General features: G+C 69.8%; 22 protein-coding genes. 13 read left to right on the top strand and 9 right to left on the bottom strand.

Annotated features, from left to right (window positions below; genetic code table 11):
- Positions 1-28: 28 nt before the first annotated feature.
- The 7 genes from ACT535_RS00820 to ACT535_RS00790 all read right to left on the bottom strand — a co-directional run bounded on the left by ACT535_RS00820 (position 29) and on the right by ACT535_RS00790 (position 7,293).
- On the bottom strand, positions 29-436 hold the full coding sequence (locus ACT535_RS00820; RefSeq protein ID WP_476363034.1) for a hypothetical protein: 408 nt from the start codon (positions 434-436) through the stop codon (positions 29-31).
- 23 nt (positions 437-459) lie between these two features.
- Positions 460-729 carry a hypothetical protein gene (locus ACT535_RS00815; RefSeq protein WP_476363033.1) on the bottom strand — a complete coding sequence of 90 codons (270 nt, stop codon included), beginning with the start codon at positions 727-729 and terminating at the stop codon, positions 460-462.
- Positions 730-1,004: 275 nt separating this feature from the next.
- Positions 1,005-1,382, bottom strand: coding sequence for a hypothetical protein (locus ACT535_RS00810; protein WP_476363032.1), 378 nt, complete (start codon positions 1,380-1,382; stop codon positions 1,005-1,007).
- A 17-nt stretch (positions 1,383-1,399) separates the two neighbouring features.
- Positions 1,400-4,600, bottom strand: a complete 3,201-nt coding sequence (locus ACT535_RS00805; protein ID WP_476363031.1) for an efflux RND transporter permease subunit — start codon at positions 4,598-4,600, stop codon at positions 1,400-1,402.
- A gap of 27 nt (positions 4,601-4,627) precedes the next feature.
- Complete coding sequence (gene ihpB / locus ACT535_RS00800) at positions 4,628-5,614, bottom strand: divalent metal ion exporter adaptor subunit IhpB (protein ID WP_476363030.1); 987 nt, start codon at positions 5,612-5,614, stop codon at positions 4,628-4,630.
- Positions 5,611-6,894: a TolC family protein gene (locus ACT535_RS00795; RefSeq protein ID WP_476363029.1), complete on the bottom strand. Its 1,284-nt coding sequence runs from the start codon at positions 6,892-6,894 to the stop codon at positions 5,611-5,613. Before ACT535_RS00795 ends, ihpB begins: the two co-directional genes overlap by 4 nt.
- Before the next feature lie 63 nt (positions 6,895-6,957).
- Complete coding sequence (locus tag ACT535_RS00790) at positions 6,958-7,293, bottom strand: hypothetical protein (RefSeq protein ID WP_476363028.1); 336 nt, start codon at positions 7,291-7,293, stop codon at positions 6,958-6,960.
- Between ACT535_RS00790 and ACT535_RS00785 the strand changes: the two genes are divergently transcribed.
- From ACT535_RS00785 to ACT535_RS00730, 12 genes are all read left to right on the top strand, one after another.
- The gene (locus ACT535_RS00785; RefSeq protein ID WP_476363027.1) at positions 7,292-7,594 is read left to right on the top strand and encodes a hypothetical protein; all 303 of its coding nucleotides are present in this window, start codon (positions 7,292-7,294) and stop codon (positions 7,592-7,594) included. The two genes, ACT535_RS00790 and ACT535_RS00785, sit on opposite strands and share 2 nt — an antisense overlap.
- 12 nt (positions 7,595-7,606) lie before the next feature.
- The gene (locus ACT535_RS00780; protein ID WP_476363026.1) at positions 7,607-8,095 is read left to right on the top strand and encodes a GFA family protein; all 489 of its coding nucleotides are present in this window, start codon (positions 7,607-7,609) and stop codon (positions 8,093-8,095) included.
- A 256-nt stretch (positions 8,096-8,351) separates the two neighbouring features.
- The gene (locus ACT535_RS00775) at positions 8,352-9,173 is read left to right on the top strand and encodes a GntR family transcriptional regulator (RefSeq protein ID WP_168456729.1); all 822 of its coding nucleotides are present in this window, start codon (positions 8,352-8,354) and stop codon (positions 9,171-9,173) included.
- Positions 9,174-9,263: 90 nt separating this feature from the next.
- On the top strand, positions 9,264-10,454 hold the full coding sequence (locus tag ACT535_RS00770; protein ID WP_394067296.1) for an ABC transporter substrate-binding protein: 1,191 nt from the start codon (positions 9,264-9,266) through the stop codon (positions 10,452-10,454).
- Between the two features lie 28 nt (positions 10,455-10,482).
- Positions 10,483-11,436, top strand: a complete 954-nt coding sequence (locus ACT535_RS00765; RefSeq protein WP_038193438.1) for a hypothetical protein — start codon at positions 10,483-10,485, stop codon at positions 11,434-11,436.
- Position 11,437: 1 nt separating this feature from the next.
- Positions 11,438-12,373: a hypothetical protein gene (locus ACT535_RS00760; protein WP_476363025.1), complete on the top strand. Its 936-nt coding sequence runs from the start codon at positions 11,438-11,440 to the stop codon at positions 12,371-12,373.
- 123 nt (positions 12,374-12,496) lie between these two features.
- Positions 12,497-13,432, top strand: a complete 936-nt coding sequence (locus ACT535_RS00755; protein ID WP_476363024.1) for a branched-chain amino acid ABC transporter permease — start codon at positions 12,497-12,499, stop codon at positions 13,430-13,432.
- A 34-nt stretch (positions 13,433-13,466) separates the two neighbouring features.
- Positions 13,467-14,438 carry a branched-chain amino acid ABC transporter permease gene (locus tag ACT535_RS00750; protein WP_476363023.1) on the top strand — a complete coding sequence of 324 codons (972 nt, stop codon included), beginning with the start codon at positions 13,467-13,469 and terminating at the stop codon, positions 14,436-14,438.
- Positions 14,435-15,208, top strand: coding sequence for an ABC transporter ATP-binding protein (locus tag ACT535_RS00745; protein ID WP_476363022.1), 774 nt, complete (start codon positions 14,435-14,437; stop codon positions 15,206-15,208). The genes ACT535_RS00750 and ACT535_RS00745 overlap by 4 nt, the downstream gene beginning before the upstream one ends.
- Complete coding sequence (locus ACT535_RS00740; protein ID WP_476363021.1) at positions 15,201-15,914, top strand: ABC transporter ATP-binding protein; 714 nt, start codon at positions 15,201-15,203, stop codon at positions 15,912-15,914. Before ACT535_RS00745 ends, ACT535_RS00740 begins: the two co-directional genes overlap by 8 nt.
- Positions 15,915-15,929: 15 nt before the next feature.
- Entirely contained in the window at positions 15,930-16,775 is an 846-nt protein-coding gene (locus ACT535_RS00735) for an alpha/beta hydrolase (protein ID WP_476363020.1), read from the top strand.
- Entirely contained in the window at positions 16,776-17,168 is a 393-nt protein-coding gene (locus tag ACT535_RS00730) for a RidA family protein (RefSeq protein ID WP_476363019.1), read from the top strand.
- Positions 17,169-17,173: 5 nt separating this feature from the next.
- On the opposite strand, the gene ACT535_RS00725 is transcribed toward ACT535_RS00730, so the two are convergent.
- Positions 17,174-17,806 carry a response regulator gene (locus ACT535_RS00725; protein WP_476363018.1) on the bottom strand — a complete coding sequence of 211 codons (633 nt, stop codon included), beginning with the start codon at positions 17,804-17,806 and terminating at the stop codon, positions 17,174-17,176.
- Complete coding sequence (locus tag ACT535_RS00720; RefSeq protein ID WP_476363017.1) at positions 17,803-19,182, bottom strand: sensor histidine kinase; 1,380 nt, start codon at positions 19,180-19,182, stop codon at positions 17,803-17,805. The genes ACT535_RS00725 and ACT535_RS00720 overlap by 4 nt, the downstream gene beginning before the upstream one ends.
- Before the next feature lie 187 nt (positions 19,183-19,369).
- On the opposite strand from ACT535_RS00720, the gene ACT535_RS00715 reads away from it, so the two are divergent.
- On the top strand, positions 19,370-19,873 hold the full coding sequence (locus ACT535_RS00715) for a DUF2380 domain-containing protein (RefSeq protein ID WP_476363016.1): 504 nt from the start codon (positions 19,370-19,372) through the stop codon (positions 19,871-19,873).
- Positions 19,874-19,885 lie beyond the last annotated feature (12 nt).

Below are 19,885 nucleotides of genomic sequence, written 5' to 3'. Positions count from 1 at the left end.
TCCCAGCAGCCGTCCGGGTTCAGCCCCGCTATTCCGCCGCATGGGATTCGACATATCGGCGCACCTCAGGCACCACGGCAGAGTCGCACCATTGGGTGATGCGGGCGGTTTCCACGCCACGATCGGCGTCATAATGGCTGCGCACCGCCATCAGCGCGATGGCGCGCGCCGCGTCGGCGGACCGGCGAACGAGGCGCTCCGCATCCTCCTCCGGAAGCTGGGCCGCGGCTTCCGTCTTAACGTGATGGGCCAGTCCGTTGACCCCGCCGTCCTTGCCGACCGTCTGAGACAAGGCCGAAGGCGTGAACTGGCCGCAATAGACGGCGAGGTTCTGGAGGGTGAAGGCCTGGACCAGATCGCGCTCGCTGTGGCTCTCGCTCGCCTGCGCCGGCGCGAGCACAAGAAGGGCTGCGAGCGCCCCGAAGGAATGCGGCATCCACGCTGAGGATGGCACGGCCCTCATTTGGCCGTGCCCCACACCCGCATGCACTGGTCGTAGCGGATGGTGCAATGGGTGATCTCGTGCGGCCGGAATGCGCGGTTGCTGCTGATGCATTCCGATTTGGTCTTCGCGCAAAAGAGGTTGTGCGCGCCGGCGCTGCCGTGCTCGCAGCCGGCGTCCGAGGCGCTTGCCGGCCGCGCGGATTGGATACCGCCTGCGAGGGCCGGGCCCACGGCAAGACTGCCGAGAGCCAGGCAGATGAGACTTGTGTAGCGCAGGCCTTTCATGGCGTGCCTTTCATGATGGGTGTGGCGGAAGTGCTGGGGGCGGTGGCCGGCCAGCGGGACCGTCCCTGCGTGGCCGGAGGGGTGACAGGCGTGCTGCGCCCCTCGGGTGCGGGGTGGGCGAGGCCGAGCTGCACATCACGGAAGTCGTGCTTCGCCCTTTCGCGATAGGTGCTCGGCCGCGGGTCCAGGCTGAGCGCCGGCGACCCGAGGCCGAGCAGGGCGGCGACGGCCGCAGCCGCCCCGCCAAGCCTTCGATACCGTGCCATCGGTGGGTCCTACGGCGCCGTGAACTTCGCCTGGCCGGACTTCCCGGCCGGCGTCTTGATGAGCAGGGTCACGGCGGCGCCCTTCGCGACCGGCGCGGGCGCCTTCCCGGAGAGGGCCTCGCCAGCGGCAGCGAGCGGCAGCGTCTTGCGTTCGGTCCCGGCCGCAACCATGGCGGAGCCGGTGAAGCCGACGGCGCTGAGGGGCTTGCCCGCCTCGTCGATGAGATTGAAGGTCACGGCCTCCCCGGCGACGACCAACTCCACATGAACGCCCGCCACGTCCTCCATGGGGCCGCCGTTCGGCCCCTTCTGGGCGCCATGGGCGTGCTGGGCGAGGGCCGGGCCGGCGGCGACGAGGCTGAGGGCGACGATCAGGCTTTTGAGCATGGGGTTTCTCCTTGGGCTCAGTGGGATGCGGCCGCCGCGGGTTCGGGCGGGGCGGCGGGTTTGGGCTCGCGCCGGAACAGCACGTAGAGCGCCGGCAGCACGAGCAGGGTGAGGATGGTGGAGGAGACGATGCCGCCGATGACCACGGTGGCGAGCGGCCTCTGCACCTCCGCGCCGGGGCCGGTGGCGATGGCCATGGGCACGAAGCCGAGGGAGGCGACCAGCGCCGTCATCAGCACCGGGCGCAGGCGCGTCAGCGCCCCCTCCCGGACGGCGGTGACGATGTCGCGACCCTCGGCCCGCAGCTTCTGGATGAAGGCGATGATGACGAGGCCGTTCAGCACCGCCACGCCGGACAGGGCGATGAAGCCGATGCCGGCGCTGATGGAGAGCGGCAGCCCGCGCAGGATCAGGGCCGCGATCCCGCCGGTAAGCGCCAGCGGCACCCCGGAGAATACCAGCGCCGCATCGGCCATCGACCCGAAGCTCATGAACAGCAGCAGGAAGATGAGCAGCAGCGCGATGGGCACCACGATGGCGAGGCGCTGCGTCGCCGACACGAGCTGCTCGAACTGTCCGCCCCAGCCGATCCAGTAGCCCGCCGGCAGCCGGACCTTCTCGGCCACCTGCCGCTGGGCCTCGGAGACGAAGGAGCCGAGGTCCCGCTCGCGCACGTTGGCGCTCACCACGATGCGCCGCTTGCCGTCCTCCCGGCTGATCTGGTTGGGGCCGGGGGACACCGAGAGGCTGGCGATGGCCGAGAGTGGCACATAGCGGATCTGCCCCGTGGCGGCCGGCGTCCAGGCGGCGCGCACCGCCCGTTCCGGCGCGGCCGGCGGCAGGGGAATCGGCAGATCACGCAGCGCCTCCACGTCCGTGCGCAGGTTCTCCGGCAGGCGGACGATGATGTCGAAGCGCCGGTCGCCCTCGAACAGGACACCGGCCTCGCGCCCGCCGACCGCGATCTCGATCAGCTCCTGCACCTCCGCCACGCTCACGCCGTAGCGCGCCATGGCAGGCCGGTTCAGCGCCACCGTGAGCATGGGCAGGCCCGAGACCTGCTCGCTCTTCACGTCGGCGGCGCCGGGGACGGTGCGCATGACCGCCTCCACCTGCCCTGCCACCTGGAGCAGCGTGTCGAGATCGTCGCCGAAGATCTTCACGCCCACGTCGGAGCGGATGCCCGAGATCAGCTCGTTGAAGCGCAGCTGGATGGGTTGCGAGAGCTCGTAATTACTGCCCGCCACCCGTTCTGCCGCCTTCTCGATGTCCTCCATCACCGCGCTCTTGGCCTTGCCCGGATCCGGCCATTCGCCGCGCGGCTTCAGCATCACGTAGCCATCGGAGATGGAGGGCGGCATGGGGTCCGTCGCGACCTCCGCCGTCCCGGTGCGGGCGAACACCTCCCGCACCTCCGGCACCCCGAGCAGGGCCTTCTCCAGCGCCTGCTGCATCTCCAGCGACTGGGTGAGGCTCGTGCCGGGCACCCGCAGCGCCTGGATGGCGGCATCACCCTCGTCGAGGCTCGGGATGAACTCGCCGCCCATGCGGGAGGCGGCGACGCCCGACGCGATCACCAGCACCGCCGCGCCGACGGCCACGAGGGCGCGCAGGTTGATGGCCGCGTCCAGCAGCGGCGTGTACAGGCGCCGCGCCGCGCGCATGATGAAGTTCTCGTGTTCCGAGACCTTGCCGGTGACGAGCAGTGCCACCGCCGCCGGCACGAAGGTCATGGAGAACAGCGCCGCCGCCCCCAGCGCCATCAGCACCGTGATGGCCATGGGCGTGAACATCTTGCCCTCGACCCCGGTGAGGGTGAGCACGGGCAGATAGACGACGGCGATGATGAGCGTGCCGAACAGGCTTGGCCGGATCACCTCCTTCGCGCCCGCGAGGATGGTCTCGAAGCGCTCCGCGCGCGTCAGCAGGCGGCCGCGCCGGTGCTGCTCCTCTGCGAGAAGGCGCAGGCAGTTCTCGACGATGATGACCGCGCCGTCGATGATGATGCCGAAGTCGATGGCGCCGAGGCTCATGAGATTGGCGCTGACCTTGTTCTCCACCATGCCGGTGATGGTGAGCATCATGGAGAGCGGGATGACGCAGGCCGTCACCAGCGCCGCGCGGAAATTGCCGAGCAGCACGAACAGCACCACCACCACGAAGAGCGCGCCTTCGACGAGGTTCTTCTCCACCGTGGCGATGGTGGCTTCCACAAGGTGTGCCCGGTCATAGACGGCCCGCGCGACGACGCCCTCCGGCAGGGAGCGGGAAATCTGCTCCAGGCGCGCCGCCACGCGCTGGGCGACGGTGCGGCTGTTCTCTCCGATCAGCAGCATGGTGGTGCCGAGCACCACCTCCTCGCCGTTCAAGGTCGCGGCGCCGGTGCGCAGCTCCCGGCCTTCGCGCACCTCGGAGACGTCGCCGATGCGAATGGGCGTGCCGCCCTTCGATCCGATGACGATGTCGCGGATGTCCTCGGCGCCGGCCACCTGACCGGGCGTGCGCACCAGATACTGCTCGCCGTTGCGCTCGATATAGCCTGCGCCGACATTGGCATTGTTGGCGGCGAGCGCGGCCATCACGTCCCGGAACGAGATGGAATAGGCCATCAGACGCGCGGGATCGGGCAGCACGTGGAACTGACGCTCGTAGCCGCCGATGGTGTTGACCTCAACCACCCCCGGCACGGTGCGCAGCTGGGGCTTGATGATCCAGTCCTGGATCGTGCGCAGCTCGGCAGGTGTGAAAGGCGTGCCGTCCGGCTTCTTCGCCCCGGGCTTGGCCTCCACCGTGTACATGTAGATTTCGCCGAGGCCGGTGGAGATCGGCCCCGGAGCGGTCTCGACGCCCTGGGGCAGCTGGTCCTTCGCCTGCTGGATGCGCTCGTTGACGAGCTGGCGCGCGAAGTAGATGTCGGTCCGGTCGCGGAACACCACGGTGACCTGCGAGAGCCCGTAGCGCGAGAGCGAGCGCGTGTACTGGAGCCCCGGCAGGCCGCCCATGGCGGTCTCGATCGGGAAGGTGATGCGCTGCTCCACCTCCAGCGGCGAGAAGCCCGGCGCCTGGGTGTTGATCTGCACCTGGACGTTGGTGATGTCCGGCACCGCATCGATGGGCAGGCGGGTGAAGTTCCAGGCGCCGAACGCGCCCACCATCAGGCAGGCGAGAACCACCAGCCAGCGCTGACGGATGGAGAAGGCGAGGATGGCGTCGATCATCGCACGCACTCCTGCTGGAGCCCCGTCTCAATGCTCATGGCTGGCGCTCCCCTTGGCGAGTTCCGCCTTGACCACGAAGCTGTTCTTCGCCGCGTAGACGTCGCCCGGCATGAGGCCGAACACGACCTCGGCGAACGTGCCATCGCGCGCGCCGGTCTCCACGTCGCGGGGCTCGAAGGCGTCGCCGTTGCGCACGAAGACCACCGTGCGCCCCTCGATGGATTGCAGGGCCGAGAGGCGCACCGCGAGGTCCACGGGCTGCTCGGCGAGGGTGATGGTGCCGCTGGCGAAGAGCCCCGGGCGCAGCCGCAGGCCGTCATTCGGAATGACCACCCGCGCGAGAGCCGACTGGGTGTCCGCCGAGCCGATGGGCGAGACGTAGGAGACCTTGCCGATGATGGGCGGCGCCCCGTCGTCCGGGTCGATGGCCACCGCGTCGCCCACCCGCACGCGGGCGAAGTCGCGCCGGTAGACGGAGAGATCCACCCAGAGCGTCGAGAGATCGGCGACGACGAAGGACGGCTTCTGCTCGGAGGCGTATTCGCCGAGCGCCACCTGACGGTCGACCACGGTGCCGGCGAAGGGTGCCTTCAGGTCGTAGCTGGTGAGGCTCTGGTTGCTCTCGATCACCGCGAGCACGTCGCCCTTCTGCACAGTGTCGCCGATGCGCTTGCGGATCTCGCGGACGATGCCGGGAAATCGCGGCGTCACCTGCACGACGGCTTCCTGGTTGGTCTGCACCAGCCCGTTGAGCCGGAGCGTCTGTCGCAGGGTGCCGGGAGCGGCCGTCTCCAAGCCGATGCCGGCGGCAGCGAGCTTGGCGTCGTCCAGCTCCACGGCACCTTCGCCATGGCTGTCGCCGTGGCCGCCTTCCGCCTTTTCGGCGTGGCTGTCTTCCGCCGCATGGCTGCCGCCCACCGGCGCGGCGCGGTCCGAGAATGTGTAGGCGGCACCCGCTCCGGCCAGCAGGCCGACGAGCAGCATCGCGAGGTCCCGTCGGGCAGAACGGCTCATTTGGATTTTCCCTTGGCGAAGGCGACGGGGCGGCCGGTGAGGCCTTCGATGGTCGCGAGCGCGGTGTGATAGGTGACGAGCGCGTCGAGTTCGCGCAGGGATGCGTCGGTGAGGGCGGATTGCGCGTCGAGCAGTTCCAGCAGCGTGTAGCGGCCCTGGGCGTAGCCGGTCTCGACCCCTTCATGGGCGCTGCGCGCGCCGGGAATGGTGCTGCCGCGCAGCAGCGCAACCTCATCGAAGGCGGCCTTCAATTGGTCGTGGGCGCGCCCGAGCTGGGACACCAGCGCGCTGCGGGCGATCTGCTCCTCCGCCTCCGCCCTCAGGAGGGATTCCCGCGCCTCGCTGATGCCGCCCTCGTTGCGGTCGAACAGCGGGATGGGCACCGACAGGGTGAAGATCATCCCGCTGTCGGCGGTCTCGTTATAGTGCCGGTAGCCGACGCCGAGTGTGACGTCCGGCACCGCCTTCGCCTGGGCGGAACGCAGCTCGGCGCGCCGCTGGGCCTGAAGGGCGGTGAAGCGGGTAAGCTGCGGGTTGCCCTGCGCGGACTTCAGCAGCTGGGGCAGCGGCGGCGGGGGCGCCACCCGCACCAGATTGCCCGTGACGCGGGAGAAGTTCGCGGCGCCGAGCCCCATGAGGAGGGCCAGCTCGCGCCGGGCCGTGCCGAGGGCCGCCTTGGCGCGGTCCAGCTCCACCCGCGCGAAATCTGCCGCCACCCGGGCGCGGGAGATTTCGGATGGCGACGATGCGCCCGCTTCCACCCGTTGCTGGAGAAGGGGCGAGAGCCGGCCGATGGCTTCGGCCTGGGCCTGGAGGATATTGACCCGCTGCTGCGCGCCGAGGACCCCGGCGAAGGCGGCCGTCGTCTCCGCCAGCACCTGCAGGCGGATGGCCTCGCGCTCCCAGCGGGCGATGCCGACGCCGGCGCCGGAGGCCGCCATGCGGGCCTCCCGCTTGCCGCCCAGCTCGACCAGCTGGCTGATCTGAAGCGTCTGCTCGGCAAGGTCCAGCCCCTGGTAGGGCCCGGAGCCGAACGCGTTGTCCACCTCCAGCGAGAGGTTCGGATTCGGCAGCGCCGCGGCTTGCCGGTCGCGGCCGGCGGCCATGCCGATGTCACGTTCGGCGGCGGTGAGCCGTGGATTGGCAGCGAGCGCGCTCGCGAGGGCACTGGTAAGGGTCAGCGGGCGTTGGGTCTCCGCGCGGCCGGGCAGAGCGGAAAGCAGCGCGAATGCTGCCCCGAGCGCGAGCGCGAGAGCCTGCCCGTTTGCACGGGGCGGCATGATCTGATCCGGAGTCTGATTGCGATGGGCCGATGCAGGGCATCGGCGCGCGAACAGAGGGGATCAGGCGCGCGGGGGGCGGGGGTCGGCGGGAATGGCGCGGCCGGCGCCGAAGGCCGGGCTAGGGGCGCCCGTCACAGCCACCACCTCGGTCAGCCGGGTGGCATCGGCGGCGGGGAGGAGCACGGCGGCGCAGCCATGGCAATCATGGTCTGCGGCGGGAACGATATGCTTCGGCTGGGCGGCGTCGCCGCTCTTGGCGCTGTCGACGGCCGCATCCGGTTGAGCCGCCGGCGGAATGGCAGCATCCGCAACGGCCACGGCCGCCGCGAAGGCGGGACTGTCCAGATCGTCCGAATGATGGGTGAGAAGCCCGGCGGCGACGGGGGCCGCAACCATGGACAGCACGACGCAGGCCGCGATCAACCGGCGCAGCGCCAGCGACCACAAACGTGCAAACTGCCATGCCGAGGTTCGGAGCATGGCGAGGAGAGAGCCCAACCCCACCTGGAATGTCAAGCACGGTGACAACATCAAGCCGCCTCGCGGCCAGTCGATGTGGGGCGCGGCGTCGATGGGCTTCTTCCCCCCTCGGATAGAGAATAATGCGCTGCGGGTTCGGGCGGGTGCTCCGGGGCGCCCTCTCACGATGGGCCAGCCGGCAACGCAATCCCGTCCCGAGCGTTTTTCCCGTTGTTGATGGGAGCAAACCATGCATCTCGAAGGTTCGTGCCACTGCCGCGCCGTCCGGTTCACCGTGGAGGCTCACTGTCCGGTCCCCTTCATGCACTGCCACTGCTCCATCTGCCGAAAGACAGCCGGGAGCGGCGGCTTCGCGATCAATCTTGGGGCGAAGGCGCAGAGCCTGAAGGTTCGTGGGCGCAAGCATGTGAAGGCGTTCCATGCGGTCCTTCGCGAGCCCGGCCGCCGGGCAACGCGATCACCGGCCGAACGAAACTTCTGCGGGGAATGCGGAAGCGCATTGTGGCTTTGGGATCCACGATGGCCGGAGCTTATCCACCCCCACGCGTCGGTCATCGATACGCCACTGCCGAGACCGCCCGAGGTGGTGGAAGCAGGCCTCGACTATGCACCACACTGGGTGGATGTGCCGAGCGGGGCCGATCACGTCCGAAGCGGCACCTGGCCCGGCGAATCCCTTGAGGCGTGGCACAGGCGGCTCGACCTTCTCAGCGAATAGGGAGGGACGGCGGGCGTCCCGACGGCATGGCTCTGGCGTGATCCCCTCGGGCAGCCTTCCCCTGCCTCGCGCTCCCCGCCCTTCGCCGTTCGCGGCCACGAAGATCAGGCCGACTTCGAGGGCGCCGTGCCGGCTCGCCAACCGGGACGCAGAAAGCTATTGCGCGAAATGTATGCTTGATCCTACATTCATATAAAGCCGGCTGGAGCACGCTCCGCCAGGCTCCGGCGCCAGGTTACGCAGCAGGTTTCGCACCATGTCCGAGACGTTGACCAGCGTTGCCGCACTGGACGCCGAAGGGCCTTTCCCGCCCCTCGATCGCGCCTCCCCTTTGCCGCTCTATGCCCAGATCAAGCAGCGGCTCATCGGCCTCATCCTCAAGTGGGACCAGGGCGACCGGCGCTTCTTTTCGGATGAGCAGCTCTGCGCCATGTTCTCGGTCAGCCGGGACACCGCGCGGCAGGCGGTGGCGGAGCTGGTGCAGGAGGGCCTGCTCACCCGCAGCCGCGGCCTCGGCACGTTCGTCGCCGTGCGCAAGCTGGAAGAGCGCTTCAATCCCGGCATGGATTTCCTGAACCAGTGGGCCGCCACCGGCATGCCCATGCAGGCGACCGTGCTCGCCTTCGAGCGCATCGCGGCGGACGAAACCATCGCGGCAAGCCTCGAGACCGAAGTCGGCGCGAAGGTCCTCTTCATCAAGCGCCTGCGCGCGGCGGCCCGGGTGCCGCTCGCCATCGACTATCGCTATCTGCCGGCCGACCTCACCGCCGACTGGACGGAAGAGGCGGTGCACGGCTCGCCGCTCCACCGCCTGTGGCAGGCAGTGGACCTGAAGACCGGCGATTTCACCATAGAGGCCGGCGTCGCGGGACCGGAGGAGGTGGAATATCTGCACCTCGCCAAGGGCGCGCCGGTGCTGATCCGCGCGCTGAGCTATCGCGACGCCACCGGCCGCCTCGCTCTGTCCGGCCACACGGTGCATCGCGCCGATCTCGTGCGCTATTCGCTGAGTGTCCCCCTTTCCCGCGACGGCGGCCCCGCCGCCGATATGGACCGCAGCGGCGTCCACGACGACTGACCGCACGCCCGCAGCCGTTTCCGCTCCGGGCATTCCGTCCGGCGCACGATGAACGAGGCGCACCAAGCGCCCTTCCAGAGGAGGCCAGAAGTGCAATTCGGACGACGCAGCTTCCTGAAGATGGTGCCCGCCGCCGCCCTCGCGGCCACCGGCACCGGGACCGTGGCCGGCCTGTGGAGCAGCGCCGCCCGCGCCGCCGAGCCGCTGCGCGTCGGCTCCATCCTCTCCGTGACCGGCCCGGCAGCCTTCCTCGGCGAGGACATGAAGGCGGGCCTCGAACTCGCGGTGGACGAGTTCAATGCGGCGGGCGGCATGGGCGGCCGCAAGATCGAGTGGACCTATTACGACGCCGAGAGCCAGACCCAGAAGGGCATCACCGCCACCCGCCGGCTCATCAGCCAGGACAAGGTGGAGGTGATCCTCAGCGGCGGCAACATGAGCGGCATCGCCCTCGCCATGGCGCCCATCACCAACGCCGCAAAGGTGCCCTTCATCTCATCCGAGGGCGCGCTCGCCATCGTCACGCCGGTGGCGGAGCGCCAGTATGTGTTCAAGAGCACGGTGGATGACGGCGACGTGCTGGAGCGCATCGCCGACTATCTCGACAAGAAGAAGATCAAGAAGGTGGCGCTCATCGCCGACACGTCCGGCTTCGGCCAGGGCGCGGTGGGGCAGATGAAGATCGTCGGGCCGAAGCGCGGCCTCGACGTGATGTATGAATCCTTCGCCCCCTCCGACACCGACATGATGCCCCAGCTGACCCGCATCCGCGATGCCGGTGCCGAGGCCATCATCTGCTGGACGGTGACGCCGGCCGGCGTCGTCTTCCTCAAGCAGGCGCAGCAGCTGGGCCTCGACAAGAAGACGCTGATCCACAGCTACGGCTTCGTCTCCGCCGACTACATGAAGCTCGCCGGCGATGCCGCGAACACCCTGCTGCTCGCCAGCCTCAAGCTGCCGGTCGGCGACCAGCTGCCGGACAGCGACCCGCTCAAGGCCGGCATCCTCAAGCTGATGAAGGCCTATGAGGCCCGCTTCAAGCGTCCCGCCAGCATCTATGCGGCGGAATCCTACGACGCGGCGCTGCTTGCCCGCGAGGCGCTGAAGAAGGTGGGGGGCGACGTCTCCAAGCTCACGCAGGGCATGGAGCAGATCAAGGATTTCCCCGGCATCTCCGGCGTCTTCACCTTCTCGCCGGAGCGCCATTCGGGTCTCTCCAAGCAGGACATCGTGCTGGTCAACTGGCGGGACGGCCGCTTCAACCTCGCCGACTACGCCTGACGGGAAACACCAACGGGAGGAAACAGCCATGGCCCTTTCGCGAGACATGTCCGCCGAGCAGGCGTTCGAGGTGGTCCAGACGCTGCTGGACGCCCCCGAGGACCGCTTTCCGCTGACCTTCAATTCGGATCTGCCGCGCATCCGCGAGCTGTTCCATGCAGCGACACGGAACCAGTGGGACCCCAAGACCGACGTGGACTGGGACCAGCTCGATCCCTCGAAATACACCGAGGAGCAGCGCTACGCGGCGCGGCTCTACTGGAGCCGGAGGGCGTGGAGCGAGTACGGCGCCATCTCCGAAAGCCCGGCGCTGCAGGTGCGGTTCGGGGTGGAGAACCGCCCCTCCGACATGCAGCTCTTCTTTACCATCCGTTCCCAGGAAGAAGCACGCCACGCCGAAGCGTGCCACGCCATGGCGGAGAAGCTCGGCGGCTATATCGAGAAGCCGGTGCAGCAGCTGTTCGAGGGCTCGGTCTCGACCCACGGCGTGCGTCGCGCCGCGCTGAATGCGGACGTGCCGCTGGAGGGCATCATCGCCGCCCTCGTCTGCACGGCCGAGGAGATCGCCTTCGACGTCTTCAAGCATTTGAACGACGTCACCCACGATCCCGTCGCCAAGCAGATCGTGCGCTACATCATGCGCGACGAGAGCCGGCACTGCGCCTTCGGCTGGTATTTCCTCGAAGCCATCTGCGAACAGCTTACGCCCGAGCAGAAGAAGATGATCGAGGATGCCGTCATCACCATGATGGAGAAGGTGGAGCTGAACGGCTACCACAGCGCGTGGCTGGCGCCGGAGAACCCGGCCTCCAACGCTGAGGTGGAAGCCGACCGCATCACCTACGAGGCGGGCCTCGGCTCCACCGTGGAAGAGGTGGAGAAGCCGGTGTTCATCGCCACCGTCCAGCGCATCCGCGAGCAGATGCGGGCGCTGGGCATCGAGCTGCCCCCGTTCACGCATCCCAAGCTCGGGACGATCTGACATGCCGCTTCACGCCACGCGGGCCGAACCCTCCCTGCCGCCGGTGCGGCTTTTGGTTGAGCGTCGTTTCCCGCTCGAGATGAACGTCACGCTGCCGGAAATCCGCGCCCTTTACGACACGGGCAAGGCCGGCCGCTGGAACCCGCACCGCGACGTGGACTGGAGCGCGCTCAATCCGGAGACCTATCCGGAAGAAGTGCGCGACGCCGCTCGCCGAACCTGGAGCCGGCGCGTGTGGACGGAGGCCACCGGCCTCACCGAAACGCCGGCCCTCATCGTGCGCTTCTGCATGGAGGTGGGCCGGGAGATCGACCCGAAATTCTACCTCACCACCCGCAACACCGAGGAAGCCTGGCACGTCGAGTGCTACGATCGGATCGCCGAGGCCTTCGGCGGCCGCCTCGCTCGCCCCGCCGCCAAGGCCTATGAGGCGGTGTTCAACCGCCACCTGCACCGCCGCGTGATGGATGCCGGCCAGTTGCTCGACGCCTATGTCGCCGCCCACGCCGCCTTCGAGGACGGGCTGGAGCTGGAGCTGGCCAAGGCCTGGCGCGCCGTCGCCACCAACCCGGCGGTGCAGTCCATGCTCGACTTCGTGATTGCCGACAAGGAGCGCCACGCCGCCTTCGGCTGGCTCTATCTCGCCGCCAAGGCCGAGGGCTGGAGCAAGGAGGAGCGCGAGACCATCGCGGCCGAGCTTTCCGACTATGTGCGGGACGTGGTGCTGAAGGGCTATCACTGCCCCTGGCTCGCCCCCGAGCACGCCGCGGCCGAGGCGCAAGCCGATGCGATCACGGCGGATGCCGGTCTCGGCGGCGCGCCGCGCGCGGCGGAGGAGGACGCGCTCGCGACCTTCGCCGGCAATGCCCGCACCCGTCTTGCCGAACTCGGGGTCATGGTGCCGCTGTTCGAGACCAATCGCATGCGCAGCTTCTGACCCCTCGGACATCTCGTTCCGAGGAAACGGGCGGGCCCTGCGCCCGACCCGGACCTGTCCCGGCCGTCCGCGCCCATCGGGGGGAAGCCCTGATCCTTCCGGAGCGCGGCGGCCGGGATCTTCATGCCCCTTCGGGGCCATCATTTCCGCAAGGCGCCGAAGGCTGGCCGTCACCTCATGCAGACCGCAACCGCCCTCCTCCAGGTCCTCTCCGCCGGCATCGGCACGGGCGCCGTCTATGCGCTGGTGGCGCTCGGCTTCAACGTGGTCTTCAAGAGCACGGGCGCGATGAATTTCGCGCAGGGGGAATGGGTGGTGATGGGCGGCATGGTCACCGCCCTCCTTATCGGCGCCTTCTCCAGCATCGGGCTTGCCGTGGTGACGGCAGTGGTGCTGGTGGGCATGGTCGGCCTTCTTTCCGAGCGGCTTACGGTGCAGCCGCTGAAGAAGCCGGACGCCCTCGTCATCACCCTCGTCACCATCGGCCTCTCCATCGTCAGCCGCAGCCTCGTGATGCTTGTGCTGGGCAAGAAGCCGGTGGGCTACGCCGGCTTCTCCGGCAACACGGCGCTCTCGTTCGGCGGGGTCAGCATCCAGAGCCAGACGCTCTGGATCATCGCCATCACCCTCGCCTTCCTCGTGGTGATGCATGCCTTCTTCGAGCGCACCATCCTCGGCAAGGCGCTGCGCGCCGCGGCGGCGGACCGGGAGGCGGCGGCCATCGTCGGGGTGAACGTGGGCAGCACCGTGCTGCTCTCCTTCGGCATCGCGGCGCTGGCGGGGGCGCTGGCCGGGGCCATCGTCACGCCGCTCACCCTCGCGTCCTACGACCAGGGCGCCATGTTCGGCTTCAAGGGGTTCAGCGCGGCCATGCTGGGCGGGCTCGGCAGCCTGCCGGGCGCCGTGGTGGGCGGGCTCGCGCTGGGGCTCCTGGAAGCGTTCGGCAGCTTCTACATCTCCTCCGCCTTCAAGGATGCCATCGCCTTCGCCGTGCTGCTGCTCATCCTGTTCGTCCGCCCCTCCGGCCTGCTGGGCCGGGCCGACATCGTGAAGGTGTGAGGCCATGGCGAGCATGGAGGCGGAGACCGGACCGATGACCCACAGCCGCCTGCCCCGGCGCGGCGTCTCCCGCCATGCCCGCCTCGCGCTGGTGTGGCTGGTGCTGGCGGCGGTGCCCTTCGTGGTGCCCAACGCCTACTGGATTTCCCTCGCCAACCTTGCCCTCATCAATCTGGTGCTCATCGCCTCGCTCAACCTACTGATGGGCTATGGCGGGCAGATCTCCCTCGCCCACGCCGGCTTCTTCGGCCTCGGCGCCTATGCGAGCGGCATCCTCAACGTGCGCTACGGCGTGCCGCCCTTCCTCGGGCTGCCGGCGGCGGCCGTCGTCGCGGGGCTCGGCGCGCTGCTGATCGGCATCCCCGCGCTGCGCCTGCGGGGGCATTACCTCGCCATGGCGACGCTGGGGTGGAACGCCATCCTCGTCGTCTTCTTCACCCAATTGGTGGGGCTCACCGGCGGCCCCAACGGCCTCCTCGGCGTCGAGCCCTTCTCGGTCTTCGGCCATGCGCTGGACACCGAGGCGAAGGCCTTCCCGCTGGCGTGGACGGTGGCCTTTTTGGTGATGCTCGCCATCTCCAACCTGCTCGCCTCGCGCATCGGCCGCAGCATCAGGGCGGTGGCGACCAATGAACTCGGCGCGCAATCGCTGGGCATCGACAGCTTCCGCACCAAGCTCGCCGTGTTCGTGCTGAGCGCCGGCATGGCTGGCATCGCCGGCAGCCTCTACGTCCACATCAACCAGTATGCGTCGCCGGAAACCTTCGGCATCGCCCCCTCCATCATGCTCCTCGTGATGGTCGCCATCGGCGGGGCGGGCACCTTCTACGGACCGATGTTGGGCGCGCTCATCTACACCGCCGTGCCGCAGATCCTGCTCGATTACGAGGATGCCGAGCTGATGCTGTTTGGCCTCGGCCTCCTGGTGGTGCTGATCCTCTTCCCCCGCGGCCTTGCCGGCGTGCCGGCGGCGCTGGCCTCCCTCATCCGCAGGAGGCGGGCATGACGGACCTTCTGGAGGTGGAAAACCTCACCTGCCGCTTCGCTGGCGTCACCGCCGTGGATGATCTCTCCTTCCGGGTGAAGGCCGGGGAGATCAAGGCGGTGATCGGCCCCAACGGCGCCGGCAAGTCCACCCTGTTCAACATGATCGCCGGTGTGACCCCACCGACCGAGGGGGCCATCCACTTCGACGGCGCACGCATCGATCGCCTGCCGACCCACGCGCGCGCCCGGCGCGGCATCGCCCGCACCTTCCAGAATTTGCAGATCTTCCGCGAAATGAGCGTGCTGGAAAACGTCATGGTGGGTCGCCATCTGCGCGGCCGGGCCACCACCCTGTCCGCCCTCCTCCACGTCCCGTCCGTGGGCGCAGAGGAGCGGGCGATGGAGGCCGCCGCCATGGCCCTCTTGGAGCGCTTCGGCCTCGCCGCCAAGGCCCATGCGCCGGCGGGGTCGCTGGCCTTCGGGCAGATGAAGGTGCTGGAGCTTGCCCGCGCGCTCGCCTCCGAGCCCCGCCTGCTGCTGCTGGACGAGCCCGCCGCCGGCCTGCCCCACGCAGAGGCGGACAGGATGGCCGAGACCATCCGCGACCTGAACCGCGACGGCATGACCGTGCTGCTGGTGGAGCACAACATGCGCATGGTCATGTCGCTCTCCCACGACATCCTCGTGCTCAGCAACGGCCGCCGCATCGCCGAGGGCACGGCGGAGGAGGTCCGTCGCCACCCGGAGGTGCTCTCCGCCTATCTCGGCGAGGAGGCGGCCGATGCTTGAGGTGGAGAGCCTCGTCGCCGGCTATGGCGGCACCGAAGTTTTGGACGCGGTTTCCCTGAAGGTGGCGCGTGGGCAGTCCGTCTGCCTCATCGGCGCCAATGGCGCGGGCAAGACCACGCTGCTGCGCACCCTCGCCGGCCTCATCCGCCCCACCGCCGGGCGCATCTTCTTCGACGGCGCGGACATCACCAATCTCTCCACCTCGGCCCGGCTCTCGCGCGGGCTGGCGCTGGTGCCGGAAGGGCGGCGGGTGTTCGCGCCCATGACGGTGGAGGAAAACCTGGAGATGGGCGCCTTCCGCCGGCTGTGGCCGCGCCGGGCGCAGGGTGTCGCCGCCGACCTCGACATGGTGTTCGCGCTGTTCCCGCGCCTCGCCGAGCGACGGCGGCAGGCGGCGGGGCTGCTCTCCGGCGGCGAGCAGCAGATGCTGGCCATCGGCCGTGCCCTCATGGGCCGCCCGCGCCTGCTCCTGCTGGACGAGCCCTCCATGGGCCTCGCGCCCAAGGTCGTGCAGGACATCTTCGCCACCATCCGCCGCCTCAATGCCGAGGGCATGTCCCTCCTCATCGCCGAGCAGAATGCGAGCATGGCCCTGCGCAGCGCCGCCCACGGCTATGTCCTCGCCGAGGGCGCCATCGTCCGCGACGGCGCGGGCACGGATCTGCTCCATGACGACGGCGTGCGCGCCGCCTATCTCGGCCTGTGAGTTTTCGGAAATCCAATGCCGCATACCCTCATCGATCCCGCGCTCGAAGCCGAATACGCCCTGCGCCGCCGGCATCCCGAGCGCGAGAGCGTCTATGACGGCCACCGCCGCCTCGGCGCCGCGCTGCGCGCCACCGGCGGCTGGCGGCTCGACCAGCGCTACGGGCCGGGGCCGCGCTGTCTGCTGGACGTGTTTCCGGCGGGCGAAGGGGCGCCGGTACTCTTCTTCATCCATGGCGGCTACTGGCGGGCGCTGGACAAGTCCGATGTCTCCTTCATCGCCGGTCCCTGCATGGCCGCCGGGGTGACGCTGGTGGCGCCAGGCTATGACCTCGTGCCCGGCGTCCGTGTCGCCGACATCGTGGACGAGATGCGCCTCGCGCTGCACTGGGTGATCGACACCCTCTGCCCCTCCCGCATCGTCGTGGCCGGCCATTCCGCCGGGGGGCAACTCGCCGCCATGCTGGCGCTCGATCAGGCGGAGCGGGGCGGCGGCCCCATCTGTGCTCTTGCCGGGCTGTCCGGCGTGTACGACCTGCGCCCCCTCCGGCACACCTCCATCAATGCCGACCTCCGCCTCTCCGCCCAGGAGGCGGCGGCGGCAAGCCCGCTGCTGCGCCTCGGCGACCTTCCGCCCGGTGCGCGGCTGATGCCGCTCCTGGCCGCCGTCGGGGGCGACGAGACGGACGGCTTCAAGCGTTGGAGCCGCGATTTCGCCGAGCTGTGGGCGGCGCGCGGCGGCGCCGTGCAGTCCCTGGAGCCGGCGCGGCGCAACCATTTCACCCTGCTCGATCCCCTGGCCGACGGGACCGATCCGCTCACCCGCGCGATCCTCGCCCTCGCCCGCCCTTCGGAGGCCTGAATGACCGTCCTCTCGCCCGTGCTCGCCACCCCGGCCGATTCCGCCCTGCCCTACAGCCCCGCCGTGCTCGCGAGCGGGCCAGTGCGCACGCTCTACATTTCCGGACAGGTGGGCATCGATGCCTCGGGGCAGGTGCCCGCCCATTTCGAGGGGCAGGTGCGCGCGGCCTTCGCCAATCTCGAGGCGGTGCTCGCAGCGGCCGGCATGGGGCTCGGAGACCTCGCCAAGGTCACGGCCTTCCTCACCGATCCCGCGGACTATCCTGCTTATGGGCCGCTGCGCACGGAGCTGCTCAACGGCAACAAGCCGGCCTCCACCCTGGTGATCGCAGCCGCCCTCGCCCGTCCCGAATGGCGTTTCGAGATCGAGGCCGTGGCCGTCGCCGCGGCCTGATCTCCTCAGCCCGTGATCCCCTGCCGCAGCGCCAGCAGGGTCAATGCGATGTCCGACTGCACGCCGAGCTTGGCCCGGATCTGGGAGCGGATGTTGGCCACCGTCTTGGGGCTGAGGTTCAAGGTCTCGGCAATGTCGTCGGTGCCTTGGTCGGCGAGGAGCAGGCGCAGCACCTCGAACTCGCGCGGGCTGAGCACATCGGCGACGGCGGGGGTGTCCTTGAGCCGGGAGAGGGCCAGTTCGTGGTCGATGTCCGGGCTCAGCGCCATGCGGCCGGCGAGCACGTCCCGCACCGCGCCGATCAGTACTTCCGGCGGGCTGCTCTTGGTCACATAGCCCTGCGCCCCGGCGCGGATGGCCTGCACCGCGAAGGCCGCATTCTGGTGCATGGTGAAGACGAGGATGCGCGCCGTCCCCTCCCATTGCCGGATGCGCCGGATCGCCTCCACGCCGCCGAAGTCGGGCAGGGACAGGTCCATCACGACCAGATCGGGCCGTGCCTGCTTGAAGAGCCGGTAGGCCTCGGCGCCCTCCCCCGCCTCCGCCACCACGGCGAGGCCGGGCTGGCGGTCCAGAAGGGCGCGGTAGCCCTCGCGCACCACGGCGTGGTCGTCCACCAGCATGATGCGCTGGGTCATGGCGTGGCCTCCCCGGCCGGCAGCGGGAGCTGCGCGCGCAGCAGCAGCCCGCCGCCGGGAGCGGTCGCGATGGACAGGTCGCCCCCCATGGCGGCAACGCGCTCGCGCATGCCGAGCAAGCCGAACCCGTCCGCCGGCGGCGCCGGGGAGCCCCGGCCGTCGTCCTCCACGGTGAGGGTCACGACATCGCCCGCCGGCCCCGGTTCACGCGCGAGCACGAGTTGCACGCGGGAGGCGCCGGCGTGCTTCGCGGCATTTGTGATGGCCTCCTGCGCGATCCGATAGAGGCCCGCGGCGAAGGCCGGCTCCAGCGGATCGAGCCGGCCGGAGACATCAAGGCTGAAGCGGGTGGCGGCGCCGAGCCGGCCGTTCCAGCCGGCGACCAGCCCTTCGAGGCTGGCGACGAGGCCGAGGTCCTCCACCTCCGGCGGGCGCAGGCGCAGCAGCGCGCCGCGCAGGGCCTGCATCATGGATTGGGCGGTGCGGCCGATGCTCTGGCATTCGGGAACGAGGGCCGGGCAGTCGCGCGCCGCCGTCTGGCCGGCAAGGGCCGCCACCGCGCCGATGGCGGCGAGGCTTTGGCCGAATTCGTCGTGCAGCTCCCGGGCGAGGGACCGCCGCTCCTCGTCCTGCACCGCGATCAGCCGACGCGTGAGGCTGCGGCTCTCCGCCAGCGCCGCTTCGAGCCGTCCCGCCAGCGTGTTGAACACCTGCCCCACGGCCGACAGCTCGGCGAGATCGAAGGCCGGCATACGGGCGGAGAGGTCGCCCCGCGTCAGGCGATCAAGCCCATCACCGATGATGCGGGTTGGCCGGAGCGCCCGCGCGAGGGCGAGATAGACCAGGGCGCACAGCACCAGCAGCATGGCCGAAACCACCGCGGCGAGGCGGCTCACCTCGCGCCATGCCCGTCCCGCAAGCGTCTCGGGGGCAAGGCTGACGGTGACGACGCCTTCCGCCGCCCCGCCCGCTTCGACCGGGCGTTCCGCCGTGCCTCGGGCTCCAAACAGGCCTTGATAGAGGCGCTGGAAGATCTCCGGCGTGCGCCCGTCGTCCGGCTCGGCGCCGCTGCACAGGCGCTGTAGTCCATCTGCGCCGGATGGCCGGAAGGCGATGCACAGGCCCGGTGCCATCAAGGCGGGCGCGAGGCGCTGGAGATCGGGGAACACGCCGGGCGCGCCGCGCACCCATTGCATCTGCTGGCGCTGGAACGTGAGGTCGCGGGCCATCAGATCAGCGATGCGGGCCACCTGCGCTTCACCCGCCCGCGCGCCGTCGAGAAGCAGCCAGCCCACCGCTCCGGCGAGACACACCGCCATGAGCGCGGCGATCCGGAGGGTCAGCCGGAGCTTGAGGTCGAGGCGGTGACGGGTCATCGGTTCACTCGCAGGCGGACACCGCGGCATCGGCCGCGATGCCGGTGCAGACCTTAGGGACGCGGGCCCGGCGGCGGAAGATCGCCGGCGCACGTCGGGAAATCTTCCCGGCCGTCGGCGTGAGGCCGTCTCTGGCCGGGGCGCGGTCCGGCCGGCACGCTCAGGCCATCAGACCGGAGACACGACCATGGCGTTCCGCCCCTTCCCGCTCCTGCCCGCCCTCGCCGTCCTCGGCACACTCGCGAGCGGCGCCGCCGCTGGCGGCGAGGCACGCGGCGTGGCGATCATCGATTTCACCTACAGCGATTCCTCCGGCGAGCCGCGCGACCAGACCGCAGAGCATCAGGCGCGGCTGAAGGCCTTCATGGCCGCCCTCGCCACGGACCTTGCCGCCGGCGGGCGCCTGCGCGTGGTGACGCCGGACTGCGACCCCGCCCCTTGCGCCCTGACAGCCGGCGCGGTGCCGGAACTGGCCGAGGCGGCGAAGCAGGCCGGTGCCGACCTGCTCGTGGTCGGCGGCATCCACAAGATGAGCACGCTCGTGCAGATGGCCAAGGTGGAGGTGGTCTCGGTGAAGGCGGGGCGCGTGGTCTTCCAGAAGCTCTATACCTTCCGGGGCGACAATGACGAGGCCTGGCGCCGGGCGGAAACCTTCATCGCCGGCCAGATCCTCACCGCGCCGCAGGATTGATCCGCCGCCCCG

The organism is Xanthobacter sp. DMC12 (assembly GCF_056314105.1).
The sequence above is the reverse complement of the archived record's forward strand: the minus strand, read 5'-3'. Positions and strand labels throughout refer to the sequence as shown.